At 62.4% G+C, this 17747-nt stretch carries 24 protein-coding genes; 8 read left to right on the forward strand and 16 right to left on the reverse strand.

Translation table 11 applies throughout. From position 1 onward, the window contains the following. Nucleotides 1-3 precede the first annotated feature (3 nt). The 14 genes from THECO_RS17950 to urtA all read right to left on the reverse strand — a co-directional run bounded on the left by THECO_RS17950 (nucleotide 4) and on the right by urtA (nucleotide 10710). Complete coding sequence (locus THECO_RS17950) at nucleotides 4-318, reverse strand: FtsB family cell division protein (RefSeq protein WP_015256433.1); 315 nt, start codon at nucleotides 316-318, stop codon at nucleotides 4-6. 12 nt (nucleotides 319-330) lie between these two features. Further along, entirely contained in the window at nucleotides 331-933 is a 603-nt protein-coding gene (yabQ, locus tag THECO_RS17955; RefSeq protein ID WP_015256434.1) for a spore cortex biosynthesis protein YabQ, read from the reverse strand. Further along, nucleotides 930-1211 carry a sporulation protein YabP gene (gene yabP / locus THECO_RS17960; protein WP_041854644.1) on the reverse strand — a complete coding sequence of 94 codons (282 nt, stop codon included), beginning with the start codon at nucleotides 1209-1211 and terminating at the stop codon, nucleotides 930-932. The genes yabQ and yabP overlap by 4 nt, the downstream gene beginning before the upstream one ends. Before the next feature lie 137 nt (nucleotides 1212-1348). Further along, nucleotides 1349-1627, reverse strand: coding sequence for an RNA-binding S4 domain-containing protein (locus tag THECO_RS17965; protein WP_015256436.1), 279 nt, complete (start codon nucleotides 1625-1627; stop codon nucleotides 1349-1351). 3 nt (nucleotides 1628-1630) lie between these two features. After that, nucleotides 1631-1903, reverse strand: coding sequence for an HU family DNA-binding protein (locus THECO_RS17970; RefSeq protein ID WP_015256437.1), 273 nt, complete (start codon nucleotides 1901-1903; stop codon nucleotides 1631-1633). Between the two features lie 181 nt (nucleotides 1904-2084). Continuing rightward, entirely contained in the window at nucleotides 2085-3566 is a 1482-nt protein-coding gene (gene yabN / locus THECO_RS17975) for a bifunctional methyltransferase/pyrophosphohydrolase YabN (protein ID WP_041854645.1), read from the reverse strand. 155 nt (nucleotides 3567-3721) lie between these two features. Next, a complete protein-coding gene (gene spoVT, locus THECO_RS17980; protein WP_015256439.1) occupies nucleotides 3722-4264 on the reverse strand; it encodes a stage V sporulation protein T in 543 nt (180 codons plus the stop codon). Between the two features lie 534 nt (nucleotides 4265-4798). Next, on the reverse strand, nucleotides 4799-5116 hold the full coding sequence (locus THECO_RS22055; RefSeq protein ID WP_015256440.1) for a PDGLE domain-containing protein: 318 nt from the start codon (nucleotides 5114-5116) through the stop codon (nucleotides 4799-4801). Continuing rightward, nucleotides 5113-5748 (reverse strand): energy-coupling factor ABC transporter permease, encoded by a 636-nt coding sequence (locus THECO_RS17990; protein ID WP_015256441.1) that lies wholly within the window; start codon nucleotides 5746-5748, stop codon nucleotides 5113-5115. The genes THECO_RS22055 and THECO_RS17990 overlap by 4 nt, the downstream gene beginning before the upstream one ends. A 42-nt stretch (nucleotides 5749-5790) precedes the next feature. Beyond that, a complete protein-coding gene (gene urtE / locus THECO_RS17995) occupies nucleotides 5791-6486 on the reverse strand; it encodes an urea ABC transporter ATP-binding subunit UrtE (RefSeq protein WP_015256442.1) in 696 nt (231 codons plus the stop codon). Beyond that, complete coding sequence (gene urtD / locus THECO_RS18000) at nucleotides 6464-7267, reverse strand: urea ABC transporter ATP-binding protein UrtD (protein WP_015256443.1); 804 nt, start codon at nucleotides 7265-7267, stop codon at nucleotides 6464-6466. Before urtD ends, urtE begins: the two co-directional genes overlap by 23 nt. Continuing rightward, a complete protein-coding gene (gene urtC, locus THECO_RS18005; protein ID WP_015256444.1) occupies nucleotides 7212-8360 on the reverse strand; it encodes an urea ABC transporter permease subunit UrtC in 1149 nt (382 codons plus the stop codon). Before urtC ends, urtD begins: the two co-directional genes overlap by 56 nt. A gap of 36 nt (nucleotides 8361-8396) precedes the next feature. After that, on the reverse strand, nucleotides 8397-9305 hold the full coding sequence (gene urtB / locus THECO_RS18010; RefSeq protein ID WP_015256445.1) for an urea ABC transporter permease subunit UrtB: 909 nt from the start codon (nucleotides 9303-9305) through the stop codon (nucleotides 8397-8399). A gap of 91 nt (nucleotides 9306-9396) precedes the next feature. After that, nucleotides 9397-10710 carry an urea ABC transporter substrate-binding protein gene (gene urtA, locus THECO_RS18015; RefSeq protein WP_015256446.1) on the reverse strand — a complete coding sequence of 438 codons (1314 nt, stop codon included), beginning with the start codon at nucleotides 10708-10710 and terminating at the stop codon, nucleotides 9397-9399. Between the two features lie 278 nt (nucleotides 10711-10988). Between urtA and THECO_RS18020 the strand changes: the two genes are divergently transcribed. The 6 genes from THECO_RS18020 to THECO_RS21480 all read left to right on the forward strand — a co-directional run bounded on the left by THECO_RS18020 (nucleotide 10989) and on the right by THECO_RS21480 (nucleotide 12949). Further along, nucleotides 10989-11198, forward strand: a complete 210-nt coding sequence (locus THECO_RS18020; protein WP_015256447.1) for a spore germination protein — start codon at nucleotides 10989-10991, stop codon at nucleotides 11196-11198. A 15-nt stretch (nucleotides 11199-11213) separates the two neighbouring features. Further along, entirely contained in the window at nucleotides 11214-11423 is a 210-nt protein-coding gene (locus tag THECO_RS18025) for a hypothetical protein (protein ID WP_015256448.1), read from the forward strand. After that, entirely contained in the window at nucleotides 11420-11752 is a 333-nt protein-coding gene (gerPC, locus tag THECO_RS18030) for a spore germination protein GerPC (RefSeq protein WP_015256449.1), read from the forward strand. The genes THECO_RS18025 and gerPC overlap by 4 nt, the downstream gene beginning before the upstream one ends. Then, nucleotides 11742-12038: a hypothetical protein gene (locus THECO_RS21830; RefSeq protein ID WP_015256450.1), complete on the forward strand. Its 297-nt coding sequence runs from the start codon at nucleotides 11742-11744 to the stop codon at nucleotides 12036-12038. The genes gerPC and THECO_RS21830 overlap by 11 nt, the downstream gene beginning before the upstream one ends. Nucleotides 12039-12058: 20 nt before the next feature. Beyond that, nucleotides 12059-12757, forward strand: coding sequence for a nucleotidyltransferase domain-containing protein (locus THECO_RS18040; protein ID WP_015256451.1), 699 nt, complete (start codon nucleotides 12059-12061; stop codon nucleotides 12755-12757). Nucleotides 12758-12850: 93 nt separating this feature from the next. After that, nucleotides 12851-12949: a hypothetical protein gene (locus THECO_RS21480; RefSeq protein WP_015256452.1), complete on the forward strand. Its 99-nt coding sequence runs from the start codon at nucleotides 12851-12853 to the stop codon at nucleotides 12947-12949. Nucleotides 12950-13023: 74 nt separating this feature from the next. Here the strand turns inward: THECO_RS21480 and THECO_RS18045 are convergent, their stop codons facing one another. Beyond that, nucleotides 13024-13485, reverse strand: a complete 462-nt coding sequence (locus tag THECO_RS18045) for an Hsp20/alpha crystallin family protein (RefSeq protein WP_015256453.1) — start codon at nucleotides 13483-13485, stop codon at nucleotides 13024-13026. 283 nt (nucleotides 13486-13768) lie between these two features. Here THECO_RS18045 and adhE point away from each other — a divergent pair, with 283 nt between their 5' ends. Further along, on the forward strand, nucleotides 13769-16501 hold the full coding sequence (adhE, locus tag THECO_RS18050) for a bifunctional acetaldehyde-CoA/alcohol dehydrogenase (RefSeq protein ID WP_015256454.1): 2733 nt from the start codon (nucleotides 13769-13771) through the stop codon (nucleotides 16499-16501). Between the two features lie 77 nt (nucleotides 16502-16578). Here the strand turns inward: adhE and THECO_RS18055 are convergent, their stop codons facing one another. Then, complete coding sequence (locus tag THECO_RS18055; protein ID WP_015256455.1) at nucleotides 16579-17535, reverse strand: LysR family transcriptional regulator; 957 nt, start codon at nucleotides 17533-17535, stop codon at nucleotides 16579-16581. Between THECO_RS18055 and THECO_RS21835 the strand changes: the two genes are divergently transcribed. After that, entirely contained in the window at nucleotides 17521-17745 is a 225-nt protein-coding gene (locus THECO_RS21835) for a hypothetical protein (RefSeq protein ID WP_157373632.1), read from the forward strand. The two genes, THECO_RS18055 and THECO_RS21835, sit on opposite strands and share 15 nt — an antisense overlap. The last annotated feature ends 2 nt before the right edge of the window (nucleotides 17746-17747 follow it).

Genomic DNA, 17747 nt, shown 5'->3' on the forward strand with positions numbered 1-17747 from the left:
CGCTCAGTCGCCGCTTTCCGTCACCTGGATCGGCTGTTCTCCGGGCATGGTGAGGCCGTTTTTCCGGGCAAGTTCCTTGATGTATTCCGGGTTGCCCAGCCGCTCGATTTCGAACTCGAGTTCAGCCTCGCGCTGTTCGGCTGCTGCGACCTGGTCCTGCAGCGCTTTCAGCGTCTTGATCGTCTCCGATCGGGCCTCAAGCTGCTGAACGGATGTATAGACCGCCCACCCCATGAACGAAGCGACGATCAAAAACCAGAGCCGCAAACGCCGCTTCATGCCCGTTCGGGAGGGAGTATGCTTTCGGGCATCCGCCACGTGCCGTACCTCCTAGGATCGCCTGTTCCGCCAATTGCGTATCATGGCAGCCAATCTTTCGGTCAGCGGCGCAAGTCCCGCCGCTTTCGCCCATCTCGCCGCCGTTTTGCTGATCGGGAGCCATACAGGCCGCGCGAGCCGGGCGACCAATCCAAGTATTGGATTTAATAATTGTACCATAAACCGGAACAGATACATAGAGGCTCCAGAGACTAGTCTGAAAAACCCATTTGAAAGCCGAACCAGCCATCGCAGCGGCCGGACGACGAGCACATCCGCGGTGCCGACGGCAAGCCGCCAGAGCCGGCGGACGGCCGCGGCCAGCAGCCGGTACAGGCGGATGACCGGTCCGCTGAGCAGCCAGAAATAAAATGCGAGCCCGATGAAAAAGCCGAGGAAGACGGGCAGCCGCACCTCGCCTTCGTTGACCGCCAGCAGCACGCGAAAAACAACCAGCGTGGCCAGCAGCCAGTACAGGAGGTCGAACACGGGAATCCACAGCCGGCCGGCGTTCAGCTCGCGGGCTGCGACCCGGTAGCCGTCGAAGGCCGCACCCATGCCGATGCCGGCCAGCGCCACATAAGCGAGCGTCAGAAACTGGACCTGCAGGCTCACTTGAACAACTTCCCGAAGAAGCCTTTGGATTTGTCGACCGACGCGCCGTCGAGATAGGCGATCGTATGGATCGCGCCTTCGATGGCGACGAGCCCCTGCTCGAGGCTGAGATGTTTCATGTGCAGGTTCTGACCGCGCACGGTCAGGAAGCCGAGCTCGGTATCGAGCAGGAACTCCTCGCTGTCGAAGCTCTCCACGTTCCGGATGCCCGTGATCTCCAGCACTTTGCGGTTCAACATTTTGATTTCCTGGCGTTTCGCTTTCGTCTGTTCCATCATCATGGCCTGGCCTCCTCCCTTATCACCATGGATATGGAAGAAGGACAAGGTTTAGAACAGGTCGGACAAGAAGGAAAGACCGCCCCCGGACGCCGCGGTCCGCGGCGCCGAAGACGGCCTTCGTTGTCGGTGAAGCCTTATTGCTCTTCCTCTTCGCCTTCCCGGCGGAATTCTTCACGCAGCAAGGTGTAGAGTCCGGCGGCATCGTCCTTGCGGGTCGTCTCGGCGAGCCGCTCGACCCGGACCGTCACCGTCTTCTGGCCGAACTGGATCGTCAGTTCGTCGCCAACTTTGACCGTGCTGCTCGGCTTCGCCTCGCGGCCGTTGATCCAGACGCGCCCCTGTTCGGAGACGTCCTTCGCCACCGTCCGCCGTTTGATCAGCCGGGATACTTTGAGGAATTTGTCCAGCCTCATGTATTACTTTACGGCTTCTTTCAGCTTGTTGCCCGCTTTGAACGCCGGGACTTTCGATGCAGGAATCTCGATCGTCTTGCCCGTTTGCGGGTTGCGGCCCTTGCGGCCGTTGCGCTGACGCGTCTCGAACGTGCCGAAACCGATCAGCTGAACTTTGTCCCCGGATTGCAGCGCTGCCGTCACTTCACCCAGAAAACCGTTCAGCACCGTCTCGACGTCGCGCTTCGACAGCCCGCTCTTCGCGGCAATGTTGTTGATCAGATCCGTCTTGTTCATCTGCTCACAGCCTCCTGATATCCTTCGTCATAATAGTGTCCGCACGGAGACGTCAGCCGCTCCGCGGCGGAGTTGCAATGCATCCGCATCTTCTATTCTTTCCGGGAATGGGAAAATCCTGCCGGACCGCGTGATTTTTTTCGATTTATCGGGGAAAAACGCGGGATAAAGTCGAAAAGTCCTAGTTCTTACGTTTCGCTTCCTCCCACCAACGATCCATTTCCTCGAGATTCGTTTCCCCGAAAGTCTTACCGCTTTTCTTGAGCTGCTCCTCGATATAGGCGAAACGGCGGCTGAATTTCGCGTTCGTCCGGGCGAGCGCTTCCTCGGGATCGGCGCCGATGAACCGGGCAACGTTGACGGTTGCGAACAAGAGATCGCCGAGCTCCAGCGCCTGCTCTTCCTTGTCTTTCCCCGCCGCGACCGCTTCGCGCAGCTCCCGCAGCTCCTCGCCGACCTTGTCCAGCGCCGGGCCGATCTCCGCCCAGTCGAACCCGACTTTGGCCGCCTTCTTCTGCAGCGCGTACGCCTTCATGAGCGCGGGCAGGTCGCGCGGGATGCCGTCCAGCACGGACGACCGCTCCGAGAGGCCTTTCCGCCGCCTCTCCTCCGCTTTCATCCGCTCCCAGCTCGCGAGCGCCTCTTGCGCGTTCGCCGCGCCGGTCTCGCCGAAAACGTGCGGATGCCGGAACAGCAGCTTCTCGTTCAGCGACTGGATGACGTCGTATACGTCGAACGTGCCGTTCTCCGCTTCCATCTGGCTGTGCAGCATCACCTGCAGCAGCACGTCGCCGAATTCTTCCTGCATGCCGACGGGATCGTCGTTGTCGATCGCCTCGATCGCTTCGTAGGTTTCCTCGATGAAATTTTTCCGGATGGACCGGTGCGTCTGCTCCCGATCCCAGGGACAGCCTTCCGGGCTGCGGAGGATGGCAACGATCTCATGCAGCCGGTCGAACGACCGGTTGCGCAGCATCGGATCGCCGGACTTCGGCAGCCAGACCAGGGTCAGGTTGCCGTATTCCTCCAGCCGGTCCAGGTCGTGCAGCGGCACGGTCTCGATCCGCTCCTCGCCCGGAACGCCCAGCGCGTGCCCGACCGTCACCGGGTGATCGTCCGGGTAGCGCTCCATCAGCGACAGCTTGACGTCGGACGCGGTGAACTTGTCGTACACCTGGGCGATGACGGTATGCAGCTCCGGCCGGAGCAGGGAAGGCTTCACGTCCGCCGCATCGAGCAGCTGGAATCCTTCGATCGGATCGAAGCCGAGCCGGATGAACGCCTGGTCGAGGAAGCTTTCGCCGCCGACGATCTCAAGCCGGATGCCGGCGCCGCCGCACCGCTCGGAGAGCAGCCGCACCGTCCGCTCGGCCACCATCGGATGGCCCGGCACCGCATAGAGAAGCGGCTGCCCGTCCGCCTGCGCCAGCCGGATCAGCTCGTCCGCGATCCGCTCGTACACGTCCGGGAACGAATCCGACTGTTCGTAGAAATGATCGAATGATTCGAAAGCCAGCCCGTGTTCGGTGAGCTTCCGGACCGCGGGATGGCTTGCGGTCCGCACATAGCGCCGCGGCGTCTCCTGCAGCCGCCGCCAGACGCCCAGCGTAATATGGTCTTCGCCGCCGGAACCGATTCCGGCGACGATGATGGTCGGTGACATCGCGCCTGTGAGTCCTCCTTCCGAAGCGGCCCGCAGGCCGCCGATCACCATTATAACCCATCCGCGCCGGAATTGCCTCTCCGGTCGCACAATAAAAGCTCCCCCTTGCGCCGGTTGCCGCTTGGGGAAGCTTGTTGTCCAGGAAAGTTTGTCGCTTATTGCTCCATCTGTTTTGCCAGGAAACCGGCGGCCGTCTCCGCCATTTTCGCTTCCATCTGTCCCATCTTCACGCCTTCGTCCTTGCTGACAAGCACGACGGCTCCGATCGGGTCGCCGCCGGCGATGATCGGTGCGGCCGCCAGCGAGCTGAACTGGTCTTCCGTGTCCTTGACCAGCTCGAACCGGCCGCCGTTCGGCTCGAGAACGGGCTTGCGGTTCTCCATGCTCTGCTCGAGCAGCGAGCCGACCGGCTTGTCCAGAAATTCTTTCTTCGATGCGCCGGCCACGGCAATGATTGTATCGCGGTCGCAGATCAAAGCGATATGTCCCGTGCTCTCATACAGCGATTCGGCATATTCCTTGGCGAAGTCGCCAAGCTCCCCGATCGGGGAATATTTCTTCAGGATGACTTCACCGTCGCGGTCGACGAAGATCTCCAGCGGGTCGCCTTCGCGTATTCTCAGCGTGCGGCGGATTTCCTTCGGAATCACGACACGGCCGAGGTCATCGATCCGGCGGACGATACCTGTTGCTTTCATGTCTGGATGCCCCACTTTCGCTATAGATTTGGATTCGACAGAAGGCTGCGGAGACAATCGGGACGAGAGACCCTGGCATATGTTACACCGCCTGCCAGGCCGACGCGCGGCCATTTGCGGCACCATGAGCCAGAAGCGATCTGACCATAGTATTCAACTGCTCCCAAAACCTTATGCGCTTGCCCGAATCGTCCTGAATTCGCCAATTGTTCAGCGCCGGGGCAGCCGCCCGTCGATTTCCGCCGGATGTTCCGGCACGAAAAAGGCCGGCCAGGCCGTTCGCGCCTGACCGGCCGGTCGGGGCCGGGTTCCGTGATCCTGTTATGCGGCATGCGAGCTGCAGCAGCGCGGCCGGCTAACCGCAGAGATGCTCCGCAAACCACTGTAACGTGGTATGCACGTTACAGCTTCGTCAGAGGGGACACGCGAGCCGTTGTAACGTGGTATGCACGTTACAGCCTCGTCAGAGGGGACACGCGAGCCGCTGTAACGTGGTATGCACGCTGCGCCTGTCGGCCAATCCGACCTCCAAGCCTACCGCCTCCTCGCCAGCGCGCGCAGCGCGGTCCACAGCAGGACCGCCATGACAACGGCGCCGATGAGGCCGGCCAGACCTGTCCGGACGGCTTCCCACGGAATGCCGGCGACCTCGTAGCCGGGCATCGGCGAAAACGAATGGACGGCGGCTTCCCGCCCGAGGAAACCGAGATCTTCGGCGACGCGCTCCAGACCGTCGGGACGGCCCGAAGCCCACGGGGAAGCGAGGCCCGCCGCAGCCAGCGTGAGGACGGCCAGCACCGCCCATTTGCGCCGGCTGCCCGTTACCTTGTATTCCGGGCGTCTTTCGTTCATGCGAACGCACCTTCCGGCGCCAGGGAAGTCCGACGCTCCGTCAAATAGGCTGCCGCCGCCATCGTGATCAGCCCTTCGCCGATGCCGATGAGCGCATGCCAGCCGAGCATCGCCGGCAGCGCTGCGCTGAGCGGGGCGGCGCCGGACAGCGCCAAGAGCAGCGCGACGCCGCAGGATGCCGCGACGATGGACACCCACGCCGCGGCGAACGACGCGGCGGCCTGCAGCCGGCCCTTGAGCAGTCTCAAGCCGGCTTGATAGACACCGTAACCGGCGAACGAACCGATGATGGCGGTGCACAGAATGTTGGCCCCGAGCGCGGTGATGCCCCCGTCATGGAACAGGACCGCCTGGATAATCAGCACGGCCGACATGATGACGGCGGCCGCCCACGGTCCGAACAGAATGGCCGCAAGCGCGCTGCCGAGAAAATGCCCCGATGTCCCGCCGGCAATCGGGAAGTTCAGCATCTGCGCCGCGAAGATGAACGCCCCGGCAAGGGCGGCTGCCGGCACCTGCGGCTGCGCGAGCGCCGTCCGGGTCCTGCGCAGCGCATAGCCCGCGGCCGCCGCTCCGGCAACCGTCGTTGCCGTCCACACTTCCATGCTCAAATATCCGTCCGGTATATGCATGATGGATTCCTCCCTGTCAGTTTTTCATTGCGCAAATTGCCTTTATACCGCCAAATGCCGCTGCACGACATCCTCGGTCAACTCCGCCGCTTCGCCCTGCCAGACGATCATGCCCCGATCCATCATGTAGAAGTAGTCGCCGACGCTGCGCACGAACTCGAGGTCCTGCTCCGCCAGCAGAATCGCCATCCGGCCTTCGCGCTTGATGTCGCGGATGACGGCGCGGATCTCCTCGACGATCGACGGCTGGATCCCTTCGCACGGCTCATCGAGCAGCAGCAGATCCGGCTGCGGCGCAAGCGCCCGCGCGAAGGCGAGCTGCTGCTGCTGGCCGCCGCTCAGGTCGCCGCCGCGCCGCCCGTAGAGCGAGGGCAGCGCCGGGAAGCGCGCGAACGCTTCCTCCGGAATCGTCTTGAGCCGTCCGCCGGCGGCCTCCAGACCGAGCAGCAGATTGTCGTACACCGAGAGCAAGGGGAAGATTTCCCGCCCCTGCGGCACGTAGCCGATGCCGCGCCGGGCGCGGACGCCCGGCGGGCGGCCGGCGAGCTCCTCGTCCTTGAACCGGATGCTGCCCTTGCGCGCCTTCAGCACGCCCATGATGCCCCGCATGAGCGTCGTCTTGCCGACGCCGTTGCGGCCGAGCAGGCAGACGACCTGCCCCGGCTTCACATCCAGTGACACACCGCGCAGGATGACGGTGCCGCCGTAACCCGTCTCAAGCTGTCGAACGGTCAGCATCGGCATCCCGCCTCCGTCCGAGGTAAACTTCCATCACGCGCTCGTCGTTCTGCACTTCGTCCACGGACCCTTCCGCCAGCAGCCGGCCTTCGTGCATGACGGTGACCGCGCTCGCGAAATTCCGCACGAACTCCATGTCGTGCTCGACGACGATGACCGACTGCCTGCGCGCAATCTCGCGCAGCAGGATCCCCGTCTTCTCCGTCTCCCGGTCGGTCATGCCCGCCGCCGGCTCGTCGAGCAGCAGCACATCCGGCTCCTGCATGAGCATCATGCCGATCTCCAGCCACTGCTTCTCGCCGTGGGAGAGACTGCCGGCCAGGCGGCCGGCTTTCGCCTCCAGCCCGATCATCTTCAGCTGCGCCGCCATGCGGTCCTCGTCTTCCGAGCTCATCCTCGCCGTCAGCGTCGCGAACACGCTCCTGTTCTGGCGCATCGCGATCTCGAGGTGTTCGCGCACCGTCAGCGACGGGAAGATCGACGGCGCCTGGAATTTCCGCCCGATGCCGAGCTCCGCGATCCGGTGCTCCCGCTTCCGCGTCAGATCGATCTCTCCCCGGAACAGGACGCGGCCGGAAGCCGGCTTCACCTTGCCGCAGATGACGTCAAGCAAGGTCGTCTTGCCCGCGCCGTTCGGCCCGATCAGGAAGCGCAGTTCGCCCTGCCGGAGCGTCAGGTTCATCCCCTGCAGCGCCTTGAATCCGTCGAAATCGACGACGACCGCCTCACACCGCAGAATGTCGGACACCTTCCGCGCCCCCGGCTTCTGCGCCGGCCGCATTTCCAAGTCCGTTCCCGGTTCCAACTCCATCGCTCTCATCGGTTCTCTCCCTCCTTCTTCGCAGCGCCGCCGGCAAACCGGCAATGCCGGCCAGCCCGCGCGGCATGAATACGACAACCGCGACGAACAGCAGGCCGATCAGCAGCGTCCACAGTTCGGGGTACGTTTCGCTGAGCACGCTCTTCGCCCCGTTCATCAGGACGGCGCCGAGCACCGCGCCGATCAGCGTGCCGCGGCCGCCGATCGCCACCCACAGCACCATCTCGATGGACGGCACGATGCCCATCATCGACGGGGATATGATGCCGACATGCAGCACGAACAGCATGCCCGCCAGCCCCGCCAATCCGGCGGAAACGCAGAACGCGGTCATCTGGTACAGGGCCGGGTTGTAGCCGATGAACCTTGCCCGGTTCTCCCCGTCCCGGATCGCCCGCAGCACGCGCCCGAACCGGCTCCCCGTCAAATACCGGCAGAGGGCGAACGCGGCAAAGAGCACGACAGCCGTCAGCAAGTACAGCCACACCTTCGTCTGCGGATCGGCCAGTTTGAATCCGAACAGCGTGCTGTACCCGGTAATGCCGTTCGTCCCGCCCGTATATGCCTGCTGACCGACGAACAGCGTCGTCGTGATGATGACCAGCGCCTGCGTCAGAATCGTGAAATAGACGCCCTTGATCCGATTGCGGAACGTGAACCAGCCGAGCAGCAGGGCCAGCGCGACCGGCAGCAGCACCCCGGCCAGCATCGCGAAGGCCGGTGATTCGAACGGCCGCCAGAACCACGGCAGCTTCGTCAGCCCGCTCCAGCTCATGAAATCCGGCAGTTTGCCGCCGGACGCCGCAAGCTTCAGATGCATCGCCATCGCGTAGGCGCCGAGTCCGAAGAAGACGCCGTGGCCGAGGCTTAAGATACCGGTGTATCCCCAGATCAGGTCGAGGCCGAGCGCCGCGACGGCGAGCGCAAGAAACTTCGCCAGCAGATTCAGGCGGAAGTCATTCAAATAGAGCGGCGCGCACAGCAGCGCGGACACGGCCGCCGCGTATCCGACGAGCAGCCAGATGCGCCGGGGCGTCCAATAGGCAAAAGGCATGACGCTTCACCTCTCGTTTCCGTTTTTTGTGCCGCATCAGGAATCGAGCGAACGCGTCCGCACGGCGATGATCCCCCGGGGTTTCCATTGCAGGAACAACACCACTGCCAGGAATACCAGCACCTTGCCGAGCGATGCGGTCGTCCAGAATTCGAACAGCGTGTTCGCCATGCCGATGCCGAGCGCGCCGAGCACGGTGCCGATCAGCTTGCCGACGCCGCCGAGCACGACGACCATGAACGCGTCGACGATATAGTAGGTGCCGATCGACGGACCGATCGGGCCGATCAGCGTGAGCGCGCATCCGGCGATGCCGGCGATGCCGGAACCGACCGCGAAGGTGAGCGCGTCGACGCGCCGGGTCGAGATGCCGAGGCAGGCCGCCATGTCGCGGTTCTGCATGACCGCCCGCATCCGCCGTCCTTCCGCCGTGCGGTAGATGTAAACGTACATGAGGAGCAGCACGACGGCGACCAGCGCGACGATGAACAGCCGCTTGTACGGCAGCACGACGCCTTCCATTATCGTCCATCCGCCGTTCAGCCAGCCTGGACTCGTCACCGCAACGTTCGGGGCGCCAAAGATCGAGCGGGCAACTTGCTGCAGCGCGAGACCCACTCCCCAGGTCGCCAGCAGGCTGTCCAGCGGGCGGCCGTAGAGAAAGCGGATCAGCGACGACTCCAGGAGCAGTCCGAACAGGAAGCAAACAAGAAAGCTGACCGGGATGGCCAGCGCGAAGTACCAGTCGAACATCTCGCCGGGCAGCGCCGCACGGAAGATGTTCTGCGTGACAAACGCCGCGTACGCGCCGATCATGATCATCTCGCCATGCGCCATGTTGATGACGTTCATCAGTCCGAAGGTGACCGCAAGTCCGAGCGCGATGAGCAGCAGGATCGAGCTGACGCTGATGCCGTTAAACAATTGAAGCAGCATCACTTCCATGGTTATCCCCTCCGGCTGTCAGGAATCCGGCTGTCGGGAAAAGGAAGCGTCCGGGAAAACCGGACGCCCCCTTCCGGGCTGCATCCCGCGATCATTCTTCGGCCAGACCGGCCGCCCATTCGTATCCGGTCAGGTACGGATCGGGTTTCACGGGTCCGTCCGTCGCCCACAGTTCCTTGAACATGCCGTCCGCCTGCACTTCGCCGATGCGGACCGTCTTGTAGATGTGCTGGTTGTCGCCGTCGATCGTCACTTTGCCTTCCGGCGCGCTCCACTCGATGCCCTTCGCCGCTTCCCGGACGGCGTCGACGTCCGTCGTGCCGGCCTTCTCGACGGCGGCGGCCCACAGGTACACCGCGATGTAGCCCGCTTCGATCGGGTCGGCGGTGACGCGGTCTTGACCGTACTTCGCCTTGTAAGCTTCGACGAACGCCTTGTTCTCCGGCGTATCCGTCGTCTGATAGTAGTTCCATGCCGCGAGATGCCCTTCCAGCACGTCGGCGCCGATGCCGCGGATCTCTTCCTCGGCGATCGATACGGACAGCGTCGTCAGATCCTGCGCCGTAATGCCGGCATCCTTCAGCTGCTTGAAAAACGCCACGTTGCTGTCGCCGTTCAGCGTGTTGTAGACGACGTCGGGGTTGGCCTGCTTGATTTTGCTGATGATCGTGCTGTAGTCGGTATGGCCGAGCGGCGTATATTCTTCGCCGACGACTTCGCCCCCTTCGGCCTGAAGCTGCGCCTTGATGATCTTGTTCGCCGTGCGCGGGAACACGTAATCGGAGCCGAGCAGGAAGAACTTCTTGCCGCGGTTCTCGAGCAGCCACGTGACCGACGGCACGATTTGCTGGTTCGTCGTCGCGCCGGTGTAGAAGATGTTCGGCGAAGCTTCCAGTCCCTCGTATTGCACGGGGTACCAGAGCAGACCGTTCAGCTCTTCGAATACCGGCAGCATCGCCTTGCGGCTTGCCGAAGTCCAGCCGCCGAACACCGTCGCGACCTTGTCTTCCGAGATCAGCTTGCGCGCTTTCTCGGCGAACGTCGGCCAGTCGGACGCGCCGTCTTCAATGATCGGCACGATCTTCTTGCCGAGAACGCCGCCCTTCGCGTTGATCTCTTCGATCGCGAGCAGTTCCGCGTCCTTGACGGACACTTCGCTGATCGCCATCGTGCCGCTGAGCGAATGCAGGATGCCGACCTTGATCTCGCCTTCGCCGGCGTCTCCGCTATCGCCGGAAGTTTCGTCACCCCCGGCCGATTCGTTCGAAGAACCGCCGCCGGAACCGGACGCCGGGCTTCCTCCGGATCCCGCGTTTCCGCCGCCTCCGCCGCAGCCTGCAAGCACCAGCGCGAAGGCAAGCACCAGCATCATCGCCGAAAGCCATTTTTTCCTCCGATTTTTCATCTTCCCACTCCCCGATATGTCATATTTCCGAACGTTATTTCTCTTCATCCGGTCAACGTTCGTAAATACAATTATAGTTACACCATTTTTCCATGTCAATATATATAACATATTATCGCCATAACCACTTTTAATCAATCTTTATGTTAGATTATATTACTCAATAATGTAATGTTAAAAGAGGGTCCGTCCGAGACCGCGTCTCAAGCCGGCAACAGGAAAGAGCGGTAACGTTCGCGCCTCCGGGCCATATGATGAAATGACTGGAGGGGTGATAAATGCCCACCGTTAACAACATTTTCAATCTGAAAATCACAAGCGTGTCCCACAACGGTTCGATCAATTTCGGCAACACGCTGCACAGACAAATGACCGTCGACCAGAAATTCAACGGCAGCACCGTGCTGATCGGAGACGGCAGCCTGAGCTTGAACCGCATTCTGAGCAATGTAACCGATCCCGATCTGCAGGACCAGGTCAACACTTGACGGGCGGTGCGCGGCATGCAAATCAATATCGGCATCATCAAGATCAACGTCATCACGAACGTCGGCTCCCTCAACGTGGGGAAGACGATTCTGTGCAACAACCGCTCGACGGTCACGGTGCAACCCGGTCCGGAGGACGCGGGCGGCGGCACCGGCGCGGAAGGAACCGCCGAACCCGGCGGGCTGCAGCATGAACCGATGCAAAGGAGCGTCCATACGCCATGAACACGAACTCAGAGGATCAAATTCGAACGCTGGAAGCGTGCGTGCGGCTGCTGGAGAACCAGCTCCGGGAGCTGGAAGACCGGCTCCGGCAGGCCGAGGACGAGCTCCGTGCGCTGAAGACGGAGGCCGGCCAGGTGAGGCCGATCCGCATCGAAGCGATCAATTACAAAGTGCAGGAACTGGTCGTCAGCGAGCTGTCCGGAACGCTGCACGTCGGCCTTACGGCGCTTACCGATTCCAAGTCGCTGGATAAGATCGTGAACGGCGGAGAGGCCGTCTCGCTGGAGAACCTGACGAACGAAAGCGGGGCCGGGACGGATGGCGGATAACAAAACCTGCCTCCGGTGCGGGGCCGTTTTCGAGGAGGGAAGCCATTATTGCACCAGGTGCGGCGCGCCGGTCGTGAACCGCTGCACCGACCCGGGTGATCTGCTGAACGATCCGTGCGGACATATCTGCGGCCCCCGGGACGCGTTCTGCTCGAAATGCGGCTCGGAGACGACCTTCAAGAAAGCCGGGCTCATCCATTCCCCCTACACGGAGAACAAGGTGCTGTACAAGAACCATCTGGACGACATGAGCTGGCTGCTTCATCCGTTTTTCACCAAGTGGTAAGCCCCGGGAGGAGATCAACCATGCGCCCGTCTCCGTTTGAAGCCGCTGCACAGTATGTTGCCGCCGCGCATCCCGGCTGCCTGCTTGCCGTTCTCGGCGGGAGCGCGGCGCGCCGGACGCACGGCCCGGATTCCGACCTCGACATCGTCGTCGTGGAGCGAGGAGAAAGCGAACTGTTCCGCAGAGTCGTCCGCTTCCGCGGCTGGATCGTCGACTGCTTCATTCTGACCGATTCGGACTACCGGGAAATCTTCGACGCGGGCATGCAGGAAGCCAATCCGTCCCTGCAGCGCATGATCGCCGAAGGGACGGTGATCCGCCGCACCGAGCGGGGGCTGCAGATCGTGGAGGAAGCGCGCGCCGATCTCGCGTTCGGGCCGTTGCCCTGGTCTCCCGATGAGATCGACGACGCGCGGAACCGCCTCTCGGAAACGGCGGCCGACCTGCTGCGGTCCCGCTGCCGGGACGAGCGGCGGTTCATCGCGAGCCGCCTCGTGCTGCTCGCCGCCGAATTTCTGCTCCGGACGGGGCGCCGGTGGATCGGCGAAGGCAAGCATCTGTACCGGTGTCTGCGCGAATTCTCTCCCGAGTATGCCGCGAAGCTGAGCAGCGCCCTGGAAGCGCTGAACGCGCATGACGATCCCGCGCCGCTGATCGCGGTTTGCCGCTCCATCCTGGAGCCGTTCGGCGGCGAGTTGATCGTCGGGTATGAAAGATGACGCGGAACGGTTGTTACCGGGACATCCGCACAATACATTAGGCCACGGACCGCATACGTTAGTAGTGCAGTTCATCAGGAAGGAGGTCATCCGATGAGCTACGCGGGCAAGGGTTTCTGGTACACGTCGACCGGCGTCATTCTGGTCCTGTTCATTCTGTTGGTCATCGTCTCCCGGCCTTTCCTCTACTAAAGGAGGAAGCGGAGACGCAAGCGGCCGGCCGGGATTGAAGCCCGGCCGGCCGCTTTCCCTTCTGCGCGCCGTCTTTACCCGCCCACATAGAGCGGATAGAACGGCTCCCTGGTCTTGGGCAGGCGAAGCTCCAGAATGCCGCCCTTGAACGTCGTCCGGGCCTTCCTCGGGCTTACGGCTTTCGGCAGCGGAATTTCCTGCTTCGCCCCGGACGGCAGCTTGATCCGCACCTTGTGGCAGCTGATCGACATCTCCAGCTCGCGGGGATTGAGATCCTCCGGCAGCCGCAGGCGCACGATGACGCTGCGATGCGTCTCGAACGTATCGTAGTTCAGCGCGCTGCCGAAAACGGAATTCGGAAACTTCGATTTCATCTCCTGATCGATAAAACGGTTGATCGAGTTCTGCACGACGTCCGAAAGCCAGGAGGAGTCGACGATGCCGGCGCGGGTGAAGTCTTTGGGCAGAAACGGGAACGCCTCCAGCATCGCTTTCTCAAAGGCATCCCATTGTTCCGCCGGCGTCTGCTGCTTCATGGTCCGCGCTCCTTTCCCTGTGTCGCCTGGTCTGCTACAGCATATATCGAATGGGAGCGGTCGGTGCATGGCTCCCCCTCCCACGGCGCTTCAGACACCCGCGGCAGCCAGATCATGAACTCACATAAAATGAACGAATAGTTCGAATTATTCGTCAGGCATGTCGATCCGCATATATCGATATGCCTTTTTTGCATCTACTGCGGGTCCGGAAAAGTATGTTACATTTTTCACAAAGTTACCACACAAAAAAATTCCCCTGAAAAAAAAGGAGGAGAGAACCATGGCGGAAACCGTTTTGCACCGGGAACCCGTCGACAGCGCGGAAAAGCTGGAACGGGCGCTTGGCCGGCTGAGAAAGGCGCAGGCCCTTTTTGCCTCCTACACGCAGGAGCAGGTGGACCACATCTTCCTCGCCGCCGCCACCGCGGCCAACAAGGCGCGCATCCCGCTGGCGAAAATGGCCGCGGATGAGACGGGAATGGGCGTCGTCGAAGACAAAGTCATCAAGAACCATTACGCCTCCGAATACATCTACAACGCCTACCGCGACGTGAAAACGTGCGGCGTCCTGGAGGAAGATCCCGCCTACGGCATCAAAAAGATCGCCGAGCCCGTCGGCATCGTCGCCGCGGTCATCCCGACGACCAACCCGACGTCGACGGCCATCTTCAAATGCCTGTTGGCGCTGAAGACGCGCAACGGCATCCTCGTCAGCCCGCACCCCCGGGCGAAAAACTGCACCATCGCGGCCGCGAAAATCGTGCTGGACGCGGCGGTGGAAGCGGGCGCCCCGGAAGGCATCATCGACTGGATCGACGCCCCTTCGCTGGAACTGACCAACCTGCTCATGAAGGAAGCGGATCTCATCCTTGCCACCGGCGGCCCGGGCATGGTGAAGGCGGCCTATTCCAGCGGCAAGCCCGCCGTCGGCGTCGGCGCGGGCAACACGCCGGCCGTCATCGACGACAGCGCCGACATCAGGCTCGCCGTGAACTCCATCATCCATTCCAAAACGTTCGACAACGGCATGATTTGCGCTTCGGAGCAGGCGGTCATCGTGCTGGACGGCATTTATGACAGGGTGAAAAAAGAATTTGCCGACCGCGGCTGCTGCTTCCTGGATCCGGACGAAACGGAGAAGGTGCGCAAAACACTCTTCATCAACGGCGTCCTCAACGCCGGAATCGTCGGACAGCCGGCGCACCGGATCGCCGAAATAGCCGGCGTGAAGGCGCCGGAAGCGGCCAAAATCCTGATCGGCGAAGTGGAGCGCACCGATCCGTCCGAGGAGTTCGCCCGAGAGAAACTGTCGCCCGTCCTCGCCATGTACCGCGCGAAGGATTTCGCCGACGCCCTGGACAAAGCGGAGCGGCTTGTCGCCGACGGCGGCATGGGCCACACCGCGGCGATCTATCTCGACCCGGTCGGCGCGCGGGACAAACTGGACGCCTTCACCGCCCGCATGAAGACGTGCCGCATCCTGGTCAACACGCCGTCGTCCCAGGGCGGCATCGGAGACCTGTACAACTTCAGGCTGGCGCCCTCCCTCACCCTCGGCTGCGGTTCCTGGGGCGGCAACTCCGTCAGCGAGAACGTCGGGGTCAAGCATCTGCTCAACATCAAAACCGTCGCCGAAAGGAGAGAAAACATGCTCTGGTTCCGGGCGCCGCAGAAAGTGTACATCAAACGGGGATGTCTTCCCGTCGCCCTTGACGAACTGAAGACCGTCATGGGGAAAAAGCGGGCGTTCATCGTCACCGACCATTTCCTTTACAAAAACGGTCTGACGAAACCGGTCACCGACAAACTGGATGAACTCGGCATCGCCCACGCCACCTTCTTCGAGGTCGAGCCCGACCCGACACTGGCCTGCGCGCAGGAAGGCGCAAGACAAATGGCCGCCTTCGAACCGGACGTCATCATCGCCGTCGGCGGCGGTTCGCCGATGGACGCGGCGAAAATCATGTGGGTGCTGTACGATCATCCGGACGCCGACTTCATGGACATGGCGATGCGGTTCATGGACATCCGCAAGCGGGTGTACCGGTTTCCGCCGATGGGCCGGAAAGCCGCATTCGTCGCCGTTCCGACGACGGCGGGCACCGGTTCTGAAGTGACGCCGTTTGCCGTCATCACCGACGAGAAGACGGGCATCAAATATCCGCTGGCGGACTACGAGCTGATGCCCCACATGGCCATCGTCGACGCGGACCTGATGATGCACATGCCGAAAGGCCTGACAACCGCTTCCGGCATCGACGCCCTCACCCACTCGCTGGAGGCGTACGTCTCCATGATGGCGACCGACTACACCGACGGCCTGGCGCTCAGGGCGATCAAGCTGATCTTCGACTACCTGCCCCGCGCGTACGAGAAGGGCGCCGGCGATCCGGCCGCCCGGGAGAAAATGGCCGACGCCGCCACCATCGCCGGCATGGCGTTCGCCAACGCCTTCCTCGGCATCTGCCATTCGCTGGCCCACAAGCTCGGCGCGGCGTTCCGTCTGCCCCACGGCATTGCGAACGCGCTCCTCATCACCGAAGTGATGCGCTACAACGCCGCCGAGGCGCCAACCAAGATGGGGACGTTCCCGCAATACGACCATCCGCGCACGCTCAGGCGCTACGCCGAAATCGCGGAATTTTTGAACCTGCCGGGCGCCACCGACGAAGAGAAGCTGGAAAGCCTGATCCGCAAAATCGAGGAGCTGAAGGAAAAACTCGGCATCAAGAAAACGATCCGCGACTACGGCATCGACGAGGAAGAATTCCTGGAAAAGCTGGACGACCTGGCCGAGCAGGCCTTCGACGACCAATGCACGGGCACGAACCCGCGCTACCCCCTCTTCGCCGAACTGAAACAGCTGTACCTGAACGCCTACTACGGCACGCATGAAGGTGCGGCAAACCGGGCAGCCGGAGGGCATGCGGCCGGCGCGGCCGAACGCGCGGCCGCCGGCAGACCGGCAAAAGACGCCTGCGCCGGAATCGTCCGCCGGGAAGGAGGTGAGTGACCGCGCAGCCGCAGCGGAACGGGGCGTCTCCGGTTCCGTCGAAGCCGCCATGGGCGGCGTTGCGGACCGGAGCCGCCTCAACCCGGCGTTCGCGTCCGGTCCCGCATGCGGCGGTCGAGATCGTCCCGCACCCGATACAGCTCCTCAAGAAAGAGGCGATCGGCTTCCGACAGTTTCCGGTCCTCCCGGTAAATGAGCACATCGCGGAAGACGGGGGAAGACGCTTTGCAGCGGATCTGCACGAGCCCGTACCTTCTCAGCAGATCGTCCGGCATGGGCGAAAACCACATGTAGCTGGACGGGTCCTGGTGCAGCAAATCGATCTGGCTGCCCCGCTCGGAGACAAACACCCGCCGCTTGCTGATCACGATCCGCTCTTCCTCCGGCCGGCGGTCTTCCCGGGCAAGGGAAGCCGCCCTCAGGTCGCCGTACAAAATTTCCGTGCCGGCTTCCAGTTCCCCCGCGGTGACCGTATCCTTCGACGCCAGCGGATTGGTGCGCGATATCAGCACGCGGCCCTCGAACTCCCACACCAGTTCACGCTTCAGCCGGCGGCCGAGCAGTTGCTGGAGATAGCGTTCCTGGCTTTTCAGGCAGCGGACGATGCCCAGGTTGTAGCCGCCTTCCTCCACCCGCTTGATCGTGTTGAGGGAACTCGATTCGCGGAACTGAATGTCCAGCTCCTTCGTCTTGTCGAGGCGGACGACAAACCGCGCGAACGCCTGGGAAATGTAGCCCGACCGCGGCGCGCGCAGGCTGAAGGAAATCTTGTTGCGCCGGTCCTCGCGGCAGAAAGATTTCATTTCCTCGACTTCCCGGATGATCCGCCGGGCGTATTCGATGACGGCTTCCCCCTGCTCCGTCGGCACGATGCCCCGCGGCGTCCGCCGGAAAATGTCCGTGCCGACTTCCGCTTCGACTTCCCGGATCGCCTTGCTCAGGTTCGGCTGGTTCATGAACAGGTTTTCGGCGGCCAGCGAGATGGAGCCCGCCTTGGCCGCCTCGACGATGTATTTCAAATGCTGCAGATTCATCGGGATCTCCCCGCTTATCTCTGCCTGAACGACGTGATTTCCCGCCGCGTTTCGATGGCTTCCAACACGTTCATCATCAATACCTCCCCTGTTTCGTTCATTTCCCGTTCCTCCAGGCCGAACCGCACCGGTTCCGCAAAAGGGCAGCATCCATCTTACACCAAAATCCGGGCGAAAAAAGTAAAAAAGATCACTGGGCAAGCTGCATAAAA

This window comes from Thermobacillus composti KWC4, from assembly GCF_000227705.2.
In the GTDB taxonomy this organism is placed as follows: domain Bacteria; phylum Bacillota; class Bacilli; order Paenibacillales; family Paenibacillaceae; genus Thermobacillus; species Thermobacillus xylanilyticus.